General features: G+C 71.1%; 12 protein-coding genes. 6 read left to right on the top strand and 6 right to left on the bottom strand.

The features are described 5' to 3' along the window. Positions 1-181 precede the first annotated feature (181 nt). Positions 182-265, bottom strand: a complete 84-nt coding sequence (locus tag ACKUU6_RS25315; RefSeq protein WP_310593185.1) for a putative leader peptide — start codon at positions 263-265, stop codon at positions 182-184. A gap of 169 nt (positions 266-434) precedes the next feature. On the opposite strand from ACKUU6_RS25315, the gene ACKUU6_RS25320 reads away from it, so the two are divergent. Together ACKUU6_RS25320 and rsgA are read left to right on the top strand one after the other, a co-directional pair. After that, complete coding sequence (locus tag ACKUU6_RS25320) at positions 435-1679, top strand: YihY/virulence factor BrkB family protein (RefSeq protein WP_407990863.1); 1245 nt, start codon at positions 435-437, stop codon at positions 1677-1679. Positions 1680-2036: 357 nt separating this feature from the next. Beyond that, positions 2037-3137: a ribosome small subunit-dependent GTPase A gene (gene rsgA, locus ACKUU6_RS25325; protein WP_407990864.1), complete on the top strand. Its 1101-nt coding sequence runs from the start codon at positions 2037-2039 to the stop codon at positions 3135-3137. 62 nt (positions 3138-3199) lie between these two features. On the opposite strand, the gene ACKUU6_RS25330 is transcribed toward rsgA, so the two are convergent. From ACKUU6_RS25330 to ACKUU6_RS25345, 4 genes are all read right to left on the bottom strand, one after another. Further along, on the bottom strand, positions 3200-4624 hold the full coding sequence (locus tag ACKUU6_RS25330; protein WP_407990865.1) for a GH1 family beta-glucosidase: 1425 nt from the start codon (positions 4622-4624) through the stop codon (positions 3200-3202). 32 nt (positions 4625-4656) lie between these two features. After that, on the bottom strand, positions 4657-5574 hold the full coding sequence (locus tag ACKUU6_RS25335; protein ID WP_407992236.1) for a carbohydrate ABC transporter permease: 918 nt from the start codon (positions 5572-5574) through the stop codon (positions 4657-4659). Continuing rightward, positions 5493-6416 carry a carbohydrate ABC transporter permease gene (locus ACKUU6_RS25340; protein WP_407990866.1) on the bottom strand — a complete coding sequence of 308 codons (924 nt, stop codon included), beginning with the start codon at positions 6414-6416 and terminating at the stop codon, positions 5493-5495. Before ACKUU6_RS25340 ends, ACKUU6_RS25335 begins: the two co-directional genes overlap by 82 nt. Before the next feature lie 65 nt (positions 6417-6481). Then, positions 6482-7774 carry an extracellular solute-binding protein gene (locus tag ACKUU6_RS25345; RefSeq protein ID WP_407990867.1) on the bottom strand — a complete coding sequence of 431 codons (1293 nt, stop codon included), beginning with the start codon at positions 7772-7774 and terminating at the stop codon, positions 6482-6484. A gap of 276 nt (positions 7775-8050) precedes the next feature. Here ACKUU6_RS25345 and ACKUU6_RS25350 point away from each other — a divergent pair, with 276 nt between their 5' ends. From ACKUU6_RS25350 to ACKUU6_RS25365, 4 genes are all read left to right on the top strand, one after another. Continuing rightward, complete coding sequence (locus ACKUU6_RS25350) at positions 8051-10957, top strand: glycosyl hydrolase (RefSeq protein ID WP_407990868.1); 2907 nt, start codon at positions 8051-8053, stop codon at positions 10955-10957. 277 nt (positions 10958-11234) lie between these two features. Further along, positions 11235-11804: an NADPH-dependent FMN reductase gene (locus ACKUU6_RS25355; RefSeq protein WP_407990869.1), complete on the top strand. Its 570-nt coding sequence runs from the start codon at positions 11235-11237 to the stop codon at positions 11802-11804. A gap of 63 nt (positions 11805-11867) precedes the next feature. Then, positions 11868-12047 carry a hypothetical protein gene (locus ACKUU6_RS25360; RefSeq protein WP_407990870.1) on the top strand — a complete coding sequence of 60 codons (180 nt, stop codon included), beginning with the start codon at positions 11868-11870 and terminating at the stop codon, positions 12045-12047. Positions 12048-12241: 194 nt separating this feature from the next. After that, complete coding sequence (locus ACKUU6_RS25365; RefSeq protein ID WP_407990871.1) at positions 12242-12940, top strand: RraA family protein; 699 nt, start codon at positions 12242-12244, stop codon at positions 12938-12940. A 25-nt stretch (positions 12941-12965) separates the two neighbouring features. Here ACKUU6_RS25365 and ACKUU6_RS25370 read toward each other — a convergent pair whose 3' ends face one another. Continuing rightward, positions 12966-14024, bottom strand: coding sequence for a LacI family DNA-binding transcriptional regulator (locus tag ACKUU6_RS25370; protein ID WP_407990872.1), 1059 nt, complete (start codon positions 14022-14024; stop codon positions 12966-12968). Between the last annotated feature and the right edge of the window lie 78 nt (positions 14025-14102).

The raw sequence follows: 14102 nt of genomic DNA on the forward strand, positions 1-14102 counted from the left end.
AAGTCCTTACGGCAGTGGCTCTGGTGGCGGCTGTGAGCATCCAGGCGCAGCCCTGCTGTGACCTGCGGTGTTCCGCGAGGACCGGGGAAGCAGTGACCTTGCCGGGGGCTCGCACATCCGCTGCGGCGGGGACGGCGAGGTGGTACGCGCCGGGGGTGCGGTGGTGGCGGCGGGGTGGGGCTCAGGTCACCGGACAGATGGCGCTGGACACGCGAAGGAGATCGACGTGAAGTCGACCTACTAGGGTGGTTCCGGCGCTCGGCATGGACAAGAGATTCGCACGGCGCACTGTCCCCGGTCCACTGTCGTCCGTATAGTGGACGTAATGGTTTCACAAGGTGAGACCGTGGTGCTGCGCGGCACGCCGGAGCCCCTGGTGAGCGACTATCAGGTGCCTCGTCGGCGCACCGGCTCCCGACCGATACCGTAGGGGCGTGCAGCCAGCAGGGGAAACCAACAGGACGACAGCCGACCGGCCCTCGCGACGACGGGGCAAGGGCGGCCGCCGAGCCCGTCGGTCGACGTGGCGTCAGACGGTCTGGAGCCTGCTCAAGGACACCACCAACACCTGTGTCGAGTACCGGGTCACCGGCCTCGCGGCCGAGGCGGCGTTCTTCACCCTGCTCTCCATCCCCCCGCTGCTGCTCTGCCTGGCGGGCACCCTGGGCTACCTCGACGACATCCTCGGCGCCGGCACCATCGAGCGGCTGGAGCAGGACATCGTCACCGCCGCCGGTGCGGTGCTCTCGCCCAGCTCGGTGAACGAGACCGTCCAGCCGCTGCTGAACGGTGTCTTCAACGGTGGCCGACCGGACCTGATCTCGATCGGCTTCGTACTCTCGCTCTGGTCGGGCTCCCGGGCGCTCTACATCTTCATCGACACCATCACCGTGATGTACGGCCTGGACGGCAAGCGCGGGCTGGTCAAGACCCGGCTGATGTCGCTCGGCCTCTACCTCGGCGCCCTGGTGATCGGCTCCCTGGTGCTCCCGCTGCTGCTGACCGGCCCCGGGCTGGTGCTGAACGCGCTGCCGGAGTGGTCCGGACTGATCGACGCGCTGTACTGGCCGGTGGCGATCGGCCTGCTGATCGTCTTCCTCACCACGCTCTACCATGTCGCCGTTCCGGTCTCCACGCCCTGGCGGGAGGACATCCCCGGCGCCCTGGTGGCCCTGGTGGTGCTGGTGTTCTGCTCCGTGCTGCTGCGGCTCTACCTGGTCAGCTCGGTGGAGGGGCCGTCGGTCTACGGCTCCCTGGCGGCGCCGGTCGCGGTGCTGCTGTGGATCGGCGTGGTCGCGCTCGCGGTGCTGATCGGCGCCGCGATGAACGCCGCCATAGACCGCCGCTGGCCGACCGTGCAGACCGCCGACGCGCGGGCCGAGAACGAGCGGGCCAGCGAGGAGGCGGCCGCCGCAGTGGTCCGCGAGGTCACCGCCCGGCGCGCGGTGGAGCGGGCCAGGCTGGCCCGCGAGCTGGGCCTGGCCGAGGGCGTCGAGGAGGAGTCCGAGGAGGACGACGACGACCACCCGCCGTCCGAGTACCCCGAGCGCTGGGCCGACTTCCTGCCGCCCGGCAACCTGCGCGGCCGGCTCTCCTCCGGCGGCCCGCACCACCGCAGGAACCCGCCGCCGCCGGATACCGACCGGCCGACGCCGCGCGGACCGTGGGACGGGGTCTGACCGTCTCGGCATCCGAGACGGCGGTCTTAAGCCGACCGGCAATTGGTGGGCGGTGGTGCGTCGCCGGTGCGTGAGCGGCGGTCCCACCTGCCGCCGGGCCGCAGAACCGCAGGTCAAAAACCGGATGCGGGCCGCCGGGCCGATCCGCTAGCGTGATCATCTGTTGGCGCCCGTGGAAGAAGCGGGCCGAGTACGGAAACAGGAGGTGAGCCTCGTGGCTGTCACCCAGGTCACGGCTGCCCAGGGCAGCTCGCGCACACTCCTCCCCGTCCCGGCCGTCGGCTGACGCCGTAACAGCACTCCACGCAGCAGCCGCCGCCCACCGGGACAGCATTCCTCCCGAAGGGCCCCACCGCGTTGCTTCACGCATCCAGCACCACCGGTAACACCCCCGTCCTCGCCGACTACGGCTGGACTCCCGAGCTCGACGAGCTCTTCGCCCCCCTCGCCGAGGGCGGGCTCACCCCTGCGCGGATCACCCGGGTCGACCGGGGGATGTGCGACGTGCTCTTCACCGACCCCGAGTCGGCCGAGCTGCGCACCGTCCGCGCCGACATCCGGCCGGTCCGCGACCCGGACCCGGCCAAGTGGGCGTGCACCGGCGACTGGGCGGGCATCGACCTGACGGCCCGTCCGATGCCGACCGTCTCGGCCCTGCTGCCGCGCTCCACGGCGGTGATCCGCAAGACGGCGGGCAGCCGGTCCGAAGGGCAGGTGCTGGCGGCCAACGTCGACACCGTCCTGATCGCCTCCTCGCTCGCCGCCGAACCCGACCTCGGCCGGATCGAACGTTTCCTGGCCCTGGCCTGGGAGTCCGGCGCCGTACCGCTGGTCGCGCTCACCAAGGCCGACCTGGTGAACGACGCCGAGTTCGTCAAGGCCGACGTCGAGCAGGTCGCCCCCGGCGTGGCCGTCGTGGTGGTCAGTGCCGAGACCGGCGAGGGCATCGACGTGCTGCGGGCCTGCATGGGCAGCTCCACGGCGCTGCTCGGCCAGTCCGGCGCGGGCAAGTCCACCCTGACCAACGCGCTGATCGGCACCGAGGTGATGGCCGTCCAGCAGACCCGCTCGGTGGACGAGAAGGGCCGGCACACCACCACCACCCGTGAGCTGATCCCGCTGCCCGGCGGCGGCGTGGTGATCGACACGCCCGGGCTGCGTGGCGTCGGCCTGTTCGGCGGTGAAGGTCTCGCGCAGGCCTTCGCGGAGATCGAGGAGCTGGCGCAGGACTGCCGGTTCCACGACTGCGGCCACCGGAGCGAGCCCGGCTGCGCCGTGCGGGCCGCGCTCGCCGACGGGGTGCTCTCCGAGCGGCGCTGGGAGAGCTACGAGAAGCTCCAGCGTGAGAACGAGTGGATCGCCTCGCGCACCGACGCCCGGCTGGCCGCCGAGCGGCTGAAGAAGTGGAAGACCATCACCCGGACGCACCGCGCCATGGGCGGGTCGCCGAAGAAGTGAGCACGGCGGTGGGCCGCCGCTCCGGAGTCGGGTCCGGAGCGGCGGCCCACGTTCGCGTGCGGTCAGCGCGGCAGCCGGCCGGTGCGGATCACCTCGGCGTACCAGCGGGCGCTGTCCTTCGGCGTCCGGCGCTGGCTGGCGAAGTCGACGTGCACCACGCCGAAGCGCTTCCCGTAGCCGAAGGACCACTCGAAGTTGTCCAGCAGCGACCAGAGGAAGTAGCCGCGCACCGGCACGCCGTCCGCCGCCGCTCGGCGCACCGCGTCCAGGTGTCCGTGCAGGTATGCCACCCGCTCCGGGTCGTGCACCGCGCCGGACGGGTCGCTGTAGTCGTCGTACGCGGCGCCGTTCTCGGTGATCAGCAGCGGCAGGCCAGGCAGCTCGTCGCGCAGGCGGGTGAGCAGCTCGTACAGGCCGTCCGCGTCCACCGGCCAGCCCATCGCCGTCCGGCTGCCCTCGGCGGGCAGGAAGCGGATGCCGGTGTCGGCCGGCCAGGGGGAGAGCTCGCCGCCGTGGCCGTCCTGGCGCGGCGCCGGGTGCTCGGGGTCGTCGGCGGCGACCACGGTGGGCGTGTAGTAGTTGAGGCCGAGCGAGTCGATCGGCCGGGAGATCTCGGCCAGGTCGCCGTCGTGGACGAAGGACCAGTCGCTCACCCCGGCCGTGTCGGTCAGCACGTCGGCGGGGTAGCTGCCGTGGAAGACCGGGTCGAGGAAGATCCGGTTGGCGAGTCCGTCGACCCGGCGGGCAGCGTCGAGGTCGGCCGGGTCCTGGGTGAGCGGGCGGACGGCGGCCAGGTTGAGGGTGAGCGAGACCTGGGCGTCGGCGGGCAGCTCGGCCCGCAGGGCGCCGACACCCAGACCATGGGCGAGCAGCAGGTGGTGATGGGCCGTCAGCGCTTCGGCAGGATCGGTCCGGCCGGGGGCGTGGACGCCGGAGCCGTAACCCAGGAAGGCGCTGCACCAGGGCTCGTTGAGGGTGGTCCAGGAGCCGATCCGGTCGCCCAGCCGGCGGGCGGCCAGGCTCGCGTACTCGGCGAACCGGTACGCGGTGTCGCGGTTGAGCCACCCGCCTCGGTCCTCCAGGACCTGCGGCAGGTCCCAGTGGTAGAGGGTGGCGACCGGGGTGATGCCGTGGGCCAGTAGCTCGTCCACCAGCCGGTCGTAGAAGTCCAGCCCGGTCTCGTTGGCCGGGCCGCTCCCGGCGGGCTGGATCCGCGGCCAGGCCAGCGAGAACCGGTAGGCGCCCAGGCCGAGTTCGGCCATCAGTGCGACGTCCTCGCGGTAACGGTGGTAGTGGTCCACGGCGATGTCACCGGTGTCGCCGTTGCGGACCTTGCCGGGGGTGTGGCTGAAGGTGTCCCAGATGGACGGGGTGCGGCCGCCCTCGGCGACGGCACCCTCGATCTGGTACGCGGCGGTGGCCGCGCCCCAGACGAATCCGGCGGGGAAGTCGGTGCGGACGGGGGCCGGTAGGGCTTCTACGGACATGTCGCCTTCCATGGGTACTCAGAGTAGGTGGGTCAGCCCTTGACGGCGCCCTGCATGATGCCGCCGACGATCTGGCGGCCCAGCAGCGCGAAGACCACCAGCACGGGGAGGGTGCCGACCAGCGTGCCCGCCATGACGATCGACTGGTCGGGGACGTAGCCCTGGCCGAGCGACTTGAGGGCGACCTGCACGGTCGGGTTCTGCGAACTCAGCGCCACGACCGGCCAGAAGAAGTCGTTCCAGGTGGCCATGAAGGTGAGCATGCCGAGCACCGCCATGCCGGGACGGGCCACCGGCAACACGATCGACCAGAAGATCCGCAGGTTGGACGCGCCGTCCATCCGGCCCGCCTCGACCAGCTCGTCCGGCAGGGCCTGGACCAGGAACTGCCGCATGAAGAAGACCCCGAAGGCGGAGACCAGCGCGGGCAGGATCACCGAGGGCAGCTTGTTCTGCAGGTCCAGCCGCACGATCACCATGAACAGCGGGATCACCCCGAGCTGCGGCGGGATCATCATCGTGCCGACCGTGATCGCCAGCAGCAACCCCCGTCCACGGAAGCGGAGTTTGGCGAAGGCGAAGCCGGCCAGCGTGGAGGAGAGCACCACCCCGGCGGTGACCGCCGCCGAGACGATCAGCGAGTTCACCAACGCCGTGCCGATGGCGGCCTGTTGCAGCGCCTCGCCGATGTTGTGGAACAGGTTCGGGCCCGGGGTGAGCGCCGGAGTGGCCGAGCTGAGCTCGGAGTTGGAGCGGCTGGCGGCCACCAGCGTCCAGTAGAACGGGAAGACGAAGACCAGGGTGGCGGCGATCAGCACGCCGTAGGCGAGCGGGCCGCCCTGGAGGGGGGAGCGTCTCTTCACGGGGGTCACCGGTCCGTACGGTTGCGCCGGGCCGCGATGGCCGCGTTGACCAGGGCCAGTACGACGATCAGCAGGAACATTACCCAGGCCACGGCGGCCGCCCGGCCCAGGTGAAAGAAGCTCCAGCCCTGCTCGTAGAGGTAGAGCCCGAGGGTCTGGTACTGGTGCGAGATGCCGCCGCCCGAGTTGCCCTCGTACAGCAGCGGTTCACCGAACAGCTGGGTGGCGCCGATGGTGGAGACCACCACGGTGAAGACGATGGTCGGCCGCAGTCCGGGCACCGTGACGTGCCGGAACTGCTGCCAGCGGGAGGCGCCGTCGACCGCCGCCGACTCGTACAGCTCCTGCGGGATGGACTGCATGCCGGCCAGGTAGATGAGCGCGTTGTAGCCGGTCCACCGCCAGGTGACGATCACCGAGACGCCGAACTGCGAGGCCCAGGTGTCCGCCTGCCAGTCCACCGGGCTCAACCCCATGGTGGAGAGCGCCCAGTTGATCAGGCCGTAGTCGCGGCCGAAGAGCTGGGCGAAGACCAGGGTGGCCGCCGCGACCGAGGTGGCGTACGGCATCAGCATCGCGACCCGGAAGAAGGTCCGGCCGCGCAGGCGGTAGTTGAGCAGGTGGGCCAGACCGAGTGCGAGCAGCAGCTGCGGGACGGTGGAGAGCAGCCCGATGGTGAAGGTGTTGCGCAGCGCGTTCCAGAAGAACGGGTCCTCGAACAGCCGGGTGTAGTTCTGGAAGCCCAGCCAGTCCATCCGCTCCGAGGTCTGCAACTCCACCCGGTGCAGCGAGACGTACGCGGTGTACAGCAGCGGGAACAGGCCGAAGGCCGCGAACAGGACGAAGAACGGGGCGAGGAAGCCGTACGGGGCGAGCCGGGCACCGCGGTGCGGACGAGCCGTCCCCGGCGGGGCGGTGAGAGTGGCCATGGTGGTCCTTCGGTGGTCACCCCGGCCGGGGCGGGGCGGTGCCCCCGGCCGGAGTTGATCGGGCGTCAGTTACCGCTGGCCTTCTTGACGTTGTCCAGGGCGTGCTGCCAGGCGGTGGCCGGCGCGGTGTTGGTCCGCTCCACTTCGCCGAGCGCGTCGGTGAACGCCTTGGTGACCACACCGTCCTCGGTGCCGAGCACCTGGGCGGGCATGTTGCCGGCCGCCTCGCTGAAGATCTCGCCGATCGGGGCGTTGTTGAAGTAGGGGTCCTTGACCGTCTTGATCTCCGCCTGCGCGGCCGTGCTGGACGGGAAGGAGCCCTGCTTGCCGAAGAGCTTGACCTGCTGCTCCTTGGCGTTCAGCCACTTGATCAGTTCGGCGGCCTGCTTCGGGTGCTTGGCGGTCCTCGGAACGGCCAGGTAGGCGCCGCCCCAGTTGCCGGTCTTGCCGGGGCCCGCCGCGATGTCCCACTTGCCCGCGAAGGCGTCGCCCGCCTGGCCCTTGATGTAGCCGATCATCCAGGCCGGGCAGCTCAGGGTGGCGAACTTGCCCGTGCTGAACGCCTTGTTCCACTCCGGGGTCCACTGCGGCAGCTTGGCCGAGAGGCCGTCGGCGACCAGCCCGGTGGCATCTGCCCAGGCCGTCTTCACCGCCGGGCTGCTCTCGTGCACGGCCTTGCCGCTCTCGTCGGCGTAGCGCACCTTCTGCTGGCCCACCTCGGCGGCGAACATGCCGGCCGCGCTGTCGGTCCAGGCGTTGCCTGGCGTGGCCTTGGCCACGTACTCCTTGCCGAGCGCCAGGTAGCCCTGCCAGGTCGCCCACTTCGCGGACAGCTCGGTGCGGTCGGTCGGCAGTCCGGCCTCCTTGAGGAGGTCGGTGCGGAAGCAGACCGCCTCCGGGCCGATGTCGGTGCCCGCCGCCAGCACCTTGCCGTCGGAGGTCTTCACCGCGGCGGCCTTCCACGGCAACAGGCCGTCGTTGACGTCACCTGCGCCGAGCGTCTTCAGGTCGGTGAACTTGTCCGCCTGCTTCTGCATCACGCTGGCGATCCGGCCGACCTCCAGACCCTGGACGTCGGCCAGGCCGCCACCACCGGCCAGCTTGGTCTGCAGCGCCTGCCAGTACTGGCCCTCGTCCTGGGTGTCGCTCTGCTTGACCGTGATGTTCGGGTGCAGCTTCATGTACTCGTCGTAGAGGCCGGCCTCCTTGAACCCGAAGGTGCCGAACAGGTCGACGGTCAGCGTCACCTTCTCGTTCGCGTCCTGTGCACCGGGGGTGCTTCCGGAGCCGCAGGCGGCGAGCAGCAGGGTGGCGGTGAGAGCGGCACTGACGGTGGCGGCGGCTCTGAACGGGCGCATGGGGGTGCCTCCTGGGTAGGTGGAGTAGGCGTTCTGAGAGCGCTCTCAGCTGCTGCGAGGAGACTGCCGGGCGAGCGATCCTCGCGTCAAGTGCTCGAAACCTGAACGTAATCTGCGGAGTTGGCAGGGTTCTGAATTCAGGACCTGAAGACGACGAGGTTTCGCCGAATCGCGCCGGAGTCGTTGACACCCCTCGGCGGACGCCTCTACCGTCCGGATTCCGAGGGCAGACTGAGAGCGCTCTCACCTCCTCCACTCCCACCCGAGGTGTCAGACATGAAGCCGCCACGCGCCAGGCGGACAGGGCCCAGGTCGCCGAGACGTCTGGTCCGTCCGGCCGCCGCCCTCTCCGCGATCGCGCTCACCGCAGCCGCGCTCACCGCCACGGTCGGCGCCTCCACCGCCTCCGCCGCCACGATCAAGGTCGGCCTCGGCGGGTACACCGACACCCGCCCGGCCGGCACCATCGGCCCCAGCAACTCCGACGGCGCCCCGCTCACGCCCAAGGTGACCGCGAGGATGGCCGGCCAGGCCGTCCCCACCAACGACTGGTGGTCCTCGCTGGTCTTCCAGCGGTACGCGGGCAACCCGTATTCGGAGAACCTGTACGCGCACCCCTTCACGTTCAAGGCGGCGGCGGCCGGCCTGGAGGTCGGCTACCCCACCAACCCGACCATCACCCCCGACGGGCGCCAGTACGACTTCACCCACACCAAGGACCTCACCGTCGGGGTGGCCGGGCTGAACGCCCCCGACACCAAGGCCGACGGCTGGACCGACTGGACCGTCACCCCGAAGTGGGCCGATGCCTCGCACACCTTCTCGGCGACCATCGGCCACGGCCTGCCCTACGTCTACGCACACGCCACCGGCGGCGCCGCGCAGGTCACCGCGTCCGGCACCCCGACCGTCTTCGCCAACGAGGGCAACGTGCTCGGCATCACCGTCGGCGGCCACCACTACGGCCTGTTCGCGCCGACCGGCACCAGCTGGAACGTGAACGGCACCGTGCTGAGCGCCGCGCTCGGCGCCAAGGACTACTACTCGGTCGCCGTTCTCCCCTCGCCAAGTGACCTGGCGCTGTTCCGCACCTACGCGTACAGCTTCGTCACCGACACCAAGGTGGCCTGGAACTACGACGCGGGCTCGGTGACGACCAGTTACACCGCCACCACGACCGCCCAGGAGGGCAGCCAGACCGGCACCCTGCTGGCGCTCTACCCGCACCAGTGGAAGGCCAGCAGTGACCCGTTGACGGCGCTGACCTACACCTCGCCGCGCGGCCAGATGAAGGTCCGGCAGGGCAGTGGCTTCAGTACGGTGATGAAGGCCGACGCGATCCTGCCCTCGCTGCCTGACGTCGGTGCTCAGGATCGCGCCGCGCTCGGTGCGATGGTCCGCGAGGTGGCCAACGCGAGCGACCCGTTCGTGGGCGCCAGTGACACCTACTGGACCGGAAAGGCGCTCGCCCGGCTCGGGCAACTGGTGCCGATAGCCGACCAGTTGGGCGACACCGCGACCAGGGACAAGCTGCTCGGCCTGATGAAGGGCCGGCTGCAGACCTGGTTCGCCGGCACCGGCTCGACCGTCTTCGCGTACGACACCGTCTGGAAGACGTTGATCGGCTACCCCGCCTCGTACGGCAGCGACGGCGAGCTGAACGACCACCACTTCCACTACGGCTACTACATCCAGGCCGCCGCCACCGTGGCCCGCTATGACGCTGCCTGGGCCGCCGACTCCGCCTGGGGCGGGATGGTCAAGCTGCTCGCCAAGGACGCTGCCAACGCCGACCGCGCCGACACCCGGTTCCCCTGGCTGCGCAGCTTCGACCCGTACGCCGGGCACGGCTGGGCCGCCGGCCACGCGGCGTTCGCCGCCGGGAACAACGAGGAGTCCTCGTCCGAGTCGCTCAACTTCAGTGCGGGGCTCATCCTCTACGGCTCGGCGACCGGTGACACCGCGCTGCGCGACCTCGGCATCTACCTCTATACCACCGAGTCGCGGGCGGTGGAGCAGTACTGGTTCAACGCCGACCAGTCCGCCTTCCCGGCCGGCTTCGGACACCAGACCGCAGGCATGGTCTGGGGCAGCGGCGCCGCGTACTCGACCTGGTGGACGGCCAGCCCCGGCATGATCCATGGCATCAACTACCTCCCGATCACCGGTGGTTCGCTCTACCTGGCGCGTCGTCAGGACGACATCAAGGCCAACCTGACCGAGCTCAAGGCCAACAACGGCGGGGTGTTCACCGACTGGCGGGACCTGGCCTGGGAGTTCCAGGCACTGGCCGACCCGGTCGCCGCCAAGGCCAACTGGGATGCGGGCAAGGACGGTTACACGCCCGAGGAGGGCGAGTCCAAGGCGCACACCTACCACTGGATCTACAACCTCGCCACGCTGGGCACCCTCGACCCGGCCACCACCTCCGACCAGCCGACCTCGGCGGTCTTCGTCAACGGCGGCACCCGTACGCACGTCGCGCACAACTACTCGACGGCGGCGCGGGCGGTGCACTTCTCGGACGGCTACACGCTCAACGTGCCGGCCCGGTCCACCGCGAGCGAGCGCGGCAGCTTCCAGGACGGCGGGTCGGGCGGGGTCCCGTCCCCGTCCCCGTCGCCCTCGCCCTCGCCTACGCCGTCACCTTCGCCGTCGCCCACGTCCTCGCCTTCGGTGCCGCCCACCAGCGGCAGCACCTTCTATCTGCAGCCCGGGGGCGGGCTGACCACCGCGTACGGCACCGGCGCCGCCGGCAGCACCATCGTGTCGGCGGGTGGAACCAACCACGACGGCACGCCGTACCTGCCCACCGTCTACGAGCTCCGCAACGTCAACGGGACCCTGCGGGCGGGCGCCGCAACGGAGTTCGACCTCTACCTGGACGCGGGCACCGCCGTCGGCCTCGGCCAGCAGGTCCGGATCTCGTACGACCTGACCGGTGACGGCAGCTTCGACCGGGTCGAGACCTACCGCTACTTCGCCACCGACCCGGTGGTCGGCTGGGAACGGTACTCGGCCACGGCCGGTCTGGCCTCGGCCACCGGCAGCCTCGGCAACCTGGCCAACGGGACGGTCAGGGTGGAGGTGTGGTCCGCGATCGGCAACGCCCCGGCCCAGCTCCGTACCGGCGCCACCCAGGCCCAGGGCAGTGCCTCGGTGCTGCGGATCCCGTTCAGCTGACCATCCCTTGTCGACGTCCGGCCCCCGGCAGCTCCTGCCGGGGGCCGGACCCGCTGCGTGGGATGTACCGCGATGGCGGACGGCCGGTCGGCAGCCGACACCGGCCATGCCCCGTTCCGGCCGAGCCGAGGTCCCGCCGGTAGCCTCCGCGGCGACCCGGCTCACCCACCCACGCCGCACGCGGCTGACCGCCGCTGCTCCGGGTGGGTGAGCCGGGTCGCCGTGGAGGCGGGTGCTGGGGCACGATGCTTCGGGGGCCCGGCAGAGAGGGACGCGTGTGACCACGTATCAGGTCGGCTATTTCGTCGGCAGCCTGTCCGAGAAGTCGATCAACCGGGTGCTGTCCCGGGCGCTGATCCGGCTGGCACCTGCGGAGTTGGAGTTCCGCGAGATCCCGATCAAGGACCTGCCGCTCTACAACCATGACTTCGACGCCGACTACCCGCCGGAGGGCCGGGCGCTCAAGGAGGCGATCGCCGCCTCGCAGGCGCTGCTGTTCATCACGCCCGAGTACAACCGGGGCATCCCCGGTGCCCTGAAGAACGCGATCGACTGGGCCAGCCGCCCGTGGGGGAGCAACTCCTTCAAGCACAAGCCCTCGGCGATGATCGGCACCTCGCCCGGCAAGATCGGCACCGCCGTGGCGCAGCAGAGCCTGCGGTCCACGCTGAGCTTCTGCAACTCCCCGCAGATGTCGGCCCCGGAGGCGTACATCCAGTTCACGCCCGGCCTGTTCGGTGAGGACGGCGAGGTGACCGATCCGACCACGCAGCAGTTCCTCAGCGACTTCATGGTGGACTACAAGGAGTTCGTGGAGCGGGTGCTGACGGTGCTGCCGCCGCGTTGAGGCGGGCGCGGGCGGTCTTCCGTCGGTGGCGGATCGGCGGGATGCTGGGTGCCGGAGGCTGCGATGACGTGGAACGGACCCGGTACCGCCCGCGAGGTGACGGTGCCCGACATCGTCGGACTGACCTTGCCACAGGCGCGGAAGGCCGTCTCGGAGGCCGGCGTGGCGGCGGTCGCCCCTGATCCGGACGGACCGCCGCTCGGGGCGCTGACCTGGCCCGGGGTCTGGGTGGTCACCGCTTAGGGACCCGGCTCCCGGCACCCGGATCCACCGCTGGGGCTCTGTGGTGGTCGAGTTCGAGGAACTTCCGGGCGACCAGGGGGCCGAGGGCTGACGCTGCGTCCCCCGCCCCGGCAGTACCCGCCGCCGAACCGGAGCTGGACGGCTCCGGTCTCTGGTGCCGCCCCAACGGCACTGGCGCATGGCAGAGTTCGGGTATGACGCATCGTGAGCTGTTCGCCCCGCTGTCCACGCCCCTGGTCGCCGACGCCTGTGTCCGGCTGGGGGTCCCGCTGCGGGTGGCGCCGCCCGGCATCGGGGCGGTGGTGCCCGGCCAGCGAGTGGCGGGGCGGGTGCTGCCGGTCCGGCACTACGGCAGCGTGGACGTCTTCCTGGAGGCGTTCGGCGCGGCCGGTCCCGGCGACGTACTGGTGATCGACAACGGCGGCCGGACGGACGAGGCGTGCGTCGGTGACCTGGCGGTACTGGAGGCCGGCGTGGCCGGGCTCTCCGGCATGGTGATCTGGGGGCAGCACCGGGACACCCCCGAACTGGTCGAGATCGGCCTGCCGGTGTTCAGCTACGGCGCCAACCCGGTCGGTCCGGTGCGGCTGGACCCCCAGGAGCCCGAGGCGCTGCTCAGCGCCCGCTTCGGCGCCCACACGGTGAGCGCCGAGGACGTGGCCTTCGGCGACCAGGACGGGGTGCTGTTCGTCCCCGTCGACCGTGCCACCGAGGTGCTCGAAACCGCCGTCGGCATCCACGCCGTCGAACGGGTCCAGGCCGACCGGATCAGGGTGGGCGAGACGCTGCGCAGGCAGACCGCCTTCGACGACTACCTGGCCCGCCGCACCGCCGACCCGACGTACACCTTCCGCCGCCACCTGCGGGAGACCGGCGGCGCGATCGAGGTGTAGCCGGCGTTCCGGAAGCGACCCGCCGTCAGGCGGACTCGCGGCGGACCAGCTGGGTCGGGGTGATCACCGAGGTGGGAGCGGGCGGCTCGGAAGGGTTGGTGAGGCGGCGGAGGAGCAGGCGGGCCATCAGGCGGCCCATCTCCTCGATGTCCTGGCGGATGGTGGTGAGCGGGGGGTCGGTCCAGGCGGCGATGGACTCGACGTCGTCGAAGCCGACCAGGGCGACGTCCTCGGGGACCCGCCGGCCGTGCATGCGGAGGACCCGCAGGGCGCCGGAGGCCATCGCGTCCGAGGCGGCGAAGACGGCGTCCAAGTCGGGCCGCCGGGCCAGGAGTTCGGCCATCGCGCGGCCGCCGCCGTCGGGGGTGAAGTCGCCCTCGGCGATCAGGGCGGGGTCGCCGTCGGGGATCAGGTCGCGGTAGCCGTCGAGCCGGTCGGTCGAGGAGGTCTGGTCGAGCGGGCCCGTGATGGTGGCGATCCGGGTGCGGCCGAGCGAGCGGAGGTGCTGGACGGCCATCCGGGCGCCGCCACGATTGTCGCTGTCCACGTACACCAGTTCGCGGTCGGACTCGGCGCCCGGCCAGCCGGGGCGGCCGCCGATCACGGTGGGCAGGCCGACCCTGCGGGCCATCTCGGGCAGCGGGTCGCTCCGGTGCAGGGAGAACAGCAGCGCGCCGTCCACGTGGCCGCCGGCCAGGTAGCGGCCGACCCGCTCGTAGTCCTGCTGGGCCTCGATCAGCAGGAGCACCATCTGGTTGTCGGCGGCTGAGAGTTCGCGGCTGATGCCGCGCAGGTGCTGGGCGAAGAACGGGTCGGAGAAGAGCCGGCTCTCGGGTTCGGCCACCACCACGGCAACGGCGTGGTTCCGCCGGGTGACCAGGGTGCGGGCCGCGAGGTTGGGGGAGTAGCCGAGCTCGTCGACCGCCTGCTGCACCTTCTCCCGCAGGGCCGCGCGGACCCCGATGCCGCCGTTCACCACCCGGGACGCGGTGGCTCGGGAGACCCCGGCCCGTTCGGCGACGGACTCCAGCGTCGGGCGGGCGAGGGGACCGGACTGCTGGGCCTCGGGCTGCGGCTGGGCCACTGCGGACTCCTCGGGACTGCGGGGGTGAGTTGGGGCGTCTGTCTGTGCAGAGCTTATCGGGTGCGGATCATTCGTGAG

Source organism: Kitasatospora sp. CMC57 (assembly GCF_045866025.2).
Taxonomy (GTDB): Bacteria; Actinomycetota; Actinomycetes; order Streptomycetales; family Streptomycetaceae; genus Kitasatospora.